This is a genomic window from Nostoc sp. DedQUE09, from assembly GCF_034530915.1.
Taxonomy (GTDB): Bacteria; Cyanobacteriota; Cyanobacteriia; order Cyanobacteriales; family Nostocaceae; genus Nostoc.
In genome coordinates, this window is sequence record NZ_JAVRCE010000061.1 from 43,183 (window position 1) to 49,883 (window position 6,701).

Sequence of the window (6,701 nt, forward strand, 5' to 3'; positions counted from 1 at the left end):
ATTATGAGTGCGTAGGTGCAGCCTGTTATAGACATCGCACTTTTTATTCCTCATCCCGATATAACTCTTGCAAGTCTTGTAACTGACTCTTTCGGGAAATCCGGCGATATTTTTTACTTTCTAACTTGGGTTCGTATTGACTTTGCCCTTTGCCTTTGCTTTTTAACTTCATGGTGGATTCTGGATCGGCTTGTTGGTGTAGCTGTGTTTGATGAGCGATCGCAGCGTCCAAAAATTCTAAATAATGTTCGTATCGTTCCCAGTCTCCCCGCACAACGCACTCAGGCTCGTCTCGATGCAGACAATCACTAAACCGACAGCTAGCAACTGCTAACCGCTTTCTGGCTTCTGGGAAATAGTGGATTAATTCTTCTGGTACACAATCCATGTCCGGCTGATTAAAACCGGGAGTGTCTGCAAGCATTCCACCACTAGGTAACTCAAATAATTCTATATGCCGAGTGGTATGACGACCACGAGCCAGTTTACCAGAAACTTCTCCAACTCGCAGATGAAGAGAGTCAATCAGCGTATTAATCAGGCTGGATTTACCAACACCAGAAGGCCCAGCGATTACAGTAATTTTATTGCTCAAATATCTGGCTGCTTGCTCAGTATTTATGCCATCTTTAACACTGATAAATATTGGCTGATAGCCCCAACCAAGGAGGCGATCGCTAACTTGTTGTTGTTCCTGCGGTGAAATTAAATCACTTTTATTCAAACATAAAAGCACATCTAAACCAGTAGACTCAGCCTTAATCAGAAACCGGCTCAACTGATAAGGTTCCAACGGTGGATCGGCAACGGCAAATACCAATAGAATTTGGTTGACATTGGCGATCGCCGGACGATCTAACTCACTTTGGCGGGGTAAAACCTCAGCGATCGCACCCCGTCCCCCAGCCCAATCTGGCTCTTCTACCACAACGCGATCGCCTACCATCACCTGTTGCCCAATTTTTTTCAGCCGTGTTCGCCGAGTACAAAGCAAAAGAGGAGGCGACGGGCAGTGGGGCAGAAGGGCATTTAAATCTAGTTTCTCCTCTGCTCCCCTGCTCCTCTGCTCCCCTGCCTCTTGATCCATCTGTACTCGGTAAAAATTAGCCTGTACAGCCACCACCGTACCCAATAACTGTCCAGTTACCTCAAAAATTTCCCCTGTCATTGGTTAGCAACTGGACGGCGCACTAACAGAGAAAAATAACTAGTGCAGTCTGTAATTTGTTCCACCTGATAACCTGCCATTGTCAAACTATCAGGAACCTGCTCAATCGGCTCACCAGGGTCTAGCCAGACTTCTAGCAAACCTCCCAATGGCATTTTCTCTAGACGTAGTTTTGTCCGCACAAAATTAATCGGGCAAGGGGTGCCGCGTAAATCAAGTTGAGCATCGGGAGTTAAAACAGAAGAAGGCATTATCACTTAAATAAATTTCCCAAGAATCCTTCTAGACCGCCTTTACCAGTGCGATCGCCCTTAATTTTAGCTAGCTTCTCCAGCAGTTCCCTCTCCTCTGGGGTGATTTTATTGGGAATATCAATTAATACGTTCAGCATGTGATCCCCACGACTTACGGGATTACCCAAGCGGGGTACGCCGCGATTTTCCAACTTCATCACTGTATTCGGCTGAGTTCCAGCTGGAATGATTAGTTCTACCGGCCCATCTACTGTATCTACCTCTAACCGACAACCTAAAATCGCTTGCAGGTAGCTAATTTTGATTTCCGAGAGAATATTAATCCCATCTCGTTGAAATTCCTCGTCCTCATTTACGAACAAGTAAACGTATAAATCCCCAGGAGGGCCACTACGTTGACCGGCATCTCCTTCACTAGAAATCCGCAAACGTGTGCCATTATCCACCCCTGCTGGAATGGTAATTTTGAGTTTCTTTGTAACTTGATTTGCGCCCTTACCATCACACGCGTCACACTTATCTTCAATTACCATCCCTGTTCCATTACAGGTGGGACAAGTCGAGACTTGGGTGAAACTACCAAAAGGTGTTCTAGTCACACGGCGGACTTGAGCCGATCCGCCACAAGTCGAACAAGTCCGAGGACGGGTTCCAGGTTTAGCACCAGAACCGCTACAAACTTCGCAATTTTCTAGATGGGAAATGCGAATTTCTTTTTCGCCGCCAAATATCGCTTCCCGAAAGTCTAACTTCAGGTCTAGCCGCAGGTCATCACCCCTCGCAGGCCCACTGCGGCGTCTTTGTTGGGTGGGATTACCCATACCGCCAGCAAAGCCACTAAAAATGCTTTCAAAGATATCGGCAAAACCACCCATATCGCCGACATCTTGAAAGCCCGCGCCAGCACCAGATACACCCTCTGGCCCAAAGCGATCGTAACGAGCGCGGGTTTCGGGTTCTGAGAGTACCTCATAAGCGCGGTTAATTTCTTTAAAGCGATCCTCCGCCCCCGGTTCTTTGTTCACATCTGGGTGATATTTCCGGGCTAGACGGCGATAGGCTTGTTTGATTTCTTCTTTGTCAGTGTCACGAGAGACACCCAGGATTTCATAATAGTCGCGGGCCATATAGCAAAGGTAAAAGTTAGAAGGAAGAAAGCAGAAGTCAGTAGAACGTTATTCACGGTCACTTGCTACCCTATGGATAAGCGTTTTGCTTACAGATATGCAAGAGCAACACATTATCCTTTAGAGGGCGGCTTGCCGGAGGGCAGGCAGAAGATAAAATTAATTTTTGTTAATAACTGATTTTACCCTTTACCTTTTACAAAAATCACCGACAATCTTGAGCAACAGGTGCTTTCCTCGTGGGAGACGACAAAAGCTATAGAAGTTAGGAACAGGGGAAGCCTCTGCCCAGACTTCTCACTGCCGAGTCGGCTGTCTCTTTTACAATTGTGCTACGTAGGAGAGGAAAACCTCGCCCATCAACCAGAGGGGCTAGCCGCACCATTAGGTGTGGAAAACCACCCTTAGCTTTAGATTGGCTCTGAACTTGCACATTGCCTAGCCCAAAGTAATTTGCTTCTACAATCTAGCAAACGACTGGGGTCTTGTGAAACTTCGCTAAATATTTAGATATATTAAAATGTCTTAATAAAAATTTGCAAATTAGGAGCAAGGGGGCAGGGGAGCAGGGGAGCAGAGGAGAAGTTACAGTAAGTTTTTCCCCTCTGCCCCTCTGCCCCCTTGCTCCTCTGCTTATTGTGCCCAATGCCCCATACCCAACCCCTAATCTATCGCCTCATAATCAGCCTGAGCGGTACTTTCTTCGTCAAAATCAAAGTTGAATTGTGGTATTAGTGTGCCATTCATTGGTGAGTCTACTTCTGGGGTAAAGTGACCAGATGAACCCGCCTCAATCTCATCAGTTTGGCTGTTAGCTCGATTGTAAACATCAGCACCAATTGCAAACAAGGTTTGTTGGAAGTCGTCTAAGCGCTGTTTAAATTCCACTGTGGAAATGCTGGAATCAATCATTGCCGCTTGGAGTTGTGCAACTTTTTCACTAGCCAAAGTTTTCATCTGCTCGCCAATAAAGTTGCTATTATCCTTGATCGTAGATTCATAACTGAACAACAAATTATCTGCTTGGTTTTTGAGTTCAACCAGTTCTTTACGTCTTCTATCTTCTTCGGCAAACAGTTCGGCCTCTTGGCGCATCCGTTCGACTTCGTTGCTACTCAAACCACCTGTATTGGTAATCCTGATACTCTGTTCTCTACCTGTACCTTTATCTTGGGCAGAAACCTTCAGGATGCCGTTGACATCGATTTCAAAGGATACTTCAATTTGCGGTACGCCACGGGGAGATGGGGGAATTCCTGCAAGCAGAAACTTGCCGAGACTCTTGTTATCTCGTGACATCGCCCGTTCACCTTGGAGGATGTGAATTTCCACTGAGGTTTGCCCATCAACTGCGGTGGAAAAAACTTGTGACCGACTCGTAGGAATTGTGGTGTTGCGTTCAATAATTTTGGTGAACACTTCACCCAAAGTTTCAATTCCCAAGGAAAGAGGGGTGACATCCAGTAGTAAGAGATTATCGACTTCACCACCTAACACACCTGCTTGAATAGCTGCTCCCAATGCTACGGCTTCATCAGGGTTGATGGAGCGATCGGGAGCTTTGCCGTTGAAAAACTTAATTAGCGCGTTTTGGACTGCCGGAATACGGGTAGAACCACCTACCAAAATAATCCGATCTATGGCTTCTGGTTTGAGATCCGCATCTTTGAGCGATTGGATCAATGGTTCGATGGTCGCTTCAATTAATTTCGCGGCGAGTTCTTCAAATTTCGAGCGGCTGAGTTCCATCTCCAGATGCTTTGGCCCAGTATCATCAGCTGTGATAAAGGGCAAGTTGATGGAGGTATTCACCATACTGGAGAGTTCAATTTTGGCCTTTTCCGCTGCTTCCCGCAGGCGTTGCAGTGCCATTTTGTCTTGGGAAAGGTCGATTTGCTCTTGTTGCTGGAAACGTTCCATCATCCAAAGGACGATCGCATTATCAAAGTCGTCTCCCCCTAAGTGGTTGTTACCACAAGTCGCCTTAACTTCAAAAACGCCATCCCCAAGTTGCAGGATCGATACATCGAAGGTACCGCCTCCCAAGTCAAATACTAAAATTAACTGCTCTTGGTCTTGCTTTTCCAATCCGAAAGCTAAAGCCGCAGCTGTTGGTTCATTGATGATTCGCAGGACTTCTAATCCAGCAATCGTGCCAGCATCTTTAGTTGCTTGTCTTTGAGCATCTGTGAAATATGCTGGTACGGTAATTACTGCCTGAGTCACCTCCTCACCCAAGAAGTTTTCCGCATCCTGCTTGAGCTTTTGCAGGATCATGGCGGATAGTTCTTGTGGCGTGTAGTTTTTTGAGCGAATTTGGACATCAACGGTCTCATCTCGACCTTTGACACAGTTGTAGGGGACGCGATCGCGTTCTATTTCAGTCTCTTCCCAACGCCGCCCGATGAATCGTTTAATACTGTAAATTGTGTTTTCGGCATTGGTTACGGCTTGGCGTTTTGCCAATTGACCAACCAAGCGATCGCCACTCTTCCCAAATCCCAGGATACTTGGAGTAGTTCGTCCACCTTCAGAATTGGAGATCACCAGTGGTTGACCGCCTTCCAAAACTGCGACGCAACTGTTAGTAGTGCCTAAGTCGATCCCAATAACTTTTCCCATACTTACCAGTATTTTTACCGAGTCTTTCTGCTGTAATCTGTCGCGGACTAACTTTTTTGCTAAGAACCGAGGCTAGCGGATAACGTCTGTGGAACCCCTGTTGCTGGTAGCAAGAAAGAAGTTGAAACACAGAGAGTTATCCAAAGCCTTGTCCAAGTTTGAGGTACGCGATGCTCGTCCTTGCTATAACCCAGGCACTTGAGGTCAGCGAGGCGAGCGACTACAGCTTAACTGCTGGCTGAACTCGACTGATCTTCTGGTGCAAAAGGTGTATCTTCCTTGGGAGCAGCTACTTTGACCATTGCATGGCGTAGCACGCGATCGCCCAAGTAATATCCGCGCACTAACTCTTCTAACACTGTTCCTTCAGGATGTTCATCCGTAGGTTCCCGCATTACTGCTTCATGCAGGTTAGGATCGAATTCTTGACCTTCGGGACGCATTGGTGATACACCCAAGCGTTTCAAGCTATCTACTAATTGTTTGTAAACGCCTTGGTAACTTTTGTGCATGGTCATTTCGCCCTCAGATTGCGGTTTGAGGTGCGATCGCGCCCGCTCAAAATTATCGACTACTGGTAACAATTCCAAAATCGTATTCCGCTTCACCTGCAACTCTAGGTCTTCTTTTTCTTTGCTAGTGCGTTTTCGGTAATTCTCAAAATCAGCGGCAATCCGCATATATTGAGTACTACGCTCTTCTAGTTGCGTTTTGACGGACTCGATTTGTTGAGTCAGTTCTACCAAAGCTGCCCTTTCTACTTCAGTTTTTTCAGTTGCAGCGACGCTATTTTCTGAATTGACAGCAGTATCGCCTGATATATTTGTTTGGGCTGCCACTTGCTCTGTCACCTCGCTGCCAGATTCATTGAAATTAGTTTGGGCTGGGAAGTCACTCTTCATTGCTTGCTTTACCTCTGTTGGTTCACCCAATTGCTGGCTTGTATTGTTTATTTGTTTATTTTCATCGATCATTGTCTATTCATTCCAGATCCTATTTATGGCAGTGTATCTCTACAGCTTGCAACCGTCGTCATCCACGACGTGCCGCTGAGGCTGATTTTATTGCCGACAAGTTCCTGGAAGTGATATAACCGTCTTCTTATTGTGACAAATGGTGAACACGTTAGCCCAGACACCACTAAGGCGGGAACCCGAACGAGTAATTTGCAATAGTAGTGCCAAATGCGACTCGGCCCTTATCTTATTTGAAAATATTTTGAATTTTGAATTTTGAATTCGAAGCAAAGCGACTTCAGGAGTGCTGAGTGCCGTTAGCGGGGCATTGAGCCAGTACAATTATTACTTTTTTGACTCAGCACTCGTTACTCAGCACGGGCTAAACGTCCCACTACCGCTAACAGCACTGTTTAGGTGACTTGCGATTATTACTTTTTTGACTCAGCACTCAGCACTCAGCACTCAGCACTCGTTACTCGTTACTCAGCACTCAGCACTCAGCACTCGTTACTCGTTACTCAGCACTCAGCACTCAGCACTCGTTACTCAGCACTCAGCACTCAGCACTCAG

General features: G+C 46.3%; 5 protein-coding genes. All 5 read right to left on the reverse strand.

Translation table 11 applies throughout. The features are described 5' to 3' along the window. Positions 1–43: 43 nt before the first annotated feature. The 5 genes from rsgA to grpE all read right to left on the reverse strand — a co-directional run bounded on the left by rsgA (position 44) and on the right by grpE (position 6,145). On the reverse strand, positions 44–1,168 hold the full coding sequence (gene rsgA, locus RMY27_RS28085) for a small ribosomal subunit biogenesis GTPase RsgA (RefSeq protein WP_322668134.1): 1,125 nt from the start codon (positions 1,166–1,168) through the stop codon (positions 44–46). After that, positions 1,165–1,422, reverse strand: a complete 258-nt coding sequence (locus RMY27_RS28090) for a sulfurtransferase TusA family protein (protein WP_094347887.1) — start codon at positions 1,420–1,422, stop codon at positions 1,165–1,167. The genes rsgA and RMY27_RS28090 overlap by 4 nt, the downstream gene beginning before the upstream one ends. Continuing rightward, complete coding sequence (gene dnaJ / locus RMY27_RS28095) at positions 1,422–2,549, reverse strand: molecular chaperone DnaJ (protein WP_322668135.1); 1,128 nt, start codon at positions 2,547–2,549, stop codon at positions 1,422–1,424. Before dnaJ ends, RMY27_RS28090 begins: the two co-directional genes overlap by 1 nt. 663 nt (positions 2,550–3,212) lie before the next feature. Continuing rightward, positions 3,213–5,171, reverse strand: a complete 1,959-nt coding sequence (gene dnaK / locus RMY27_RS28100; protein WP_322668136.1) for a molecular chaperone DnaK — start codon at positions 5,169–5,171, stop codon at positions 3,213–3,215. Between the two features lie 227 nt (positions 5,172–5,398). Further along, positions 5,399–6,145, reverse strand: coding sequence for a nucleotide exchange factor GrpE (gene grpE, locus RMY27_RS28105; protein WP_322668137.1), 747 nt, complete (start codon positions 6,143–6,145; stop codon positions 5,399–5,401). Positions 6,146–6,701: the final 556 nt, after the last annotated feature.

Bases quoted from the DNA above. Each gene is read 5' to 3' on its own strand.
- grpE (WP_322668137.1), bottom strand. From the start codon at position 6,145: ATGATCGATGAAAATAAACAAATAAACAATACAAGCCAGCAATTGGGT.
- rsgA (WP_322668134.1), bottom strand. From the start codon at position 1,168: ATGACAGGGGAAATTTTTGAGGTAACTGGACAGTTATTGGGTACGGTG.
- dnaJ (WP_322668135.1), bottom strand. From the start codon at position 2,549: ATGGCCCGCGACTATTATGAAATCCTGGGTGTCTCTCGTGACACTGAC.
- dnaK (WP_322668136.1), bottom strand. From the start codon at position 5,171: ATGGGAAAAGTTATTGGGATCGACTTAGGCACTACTAACAGTTGCGTC.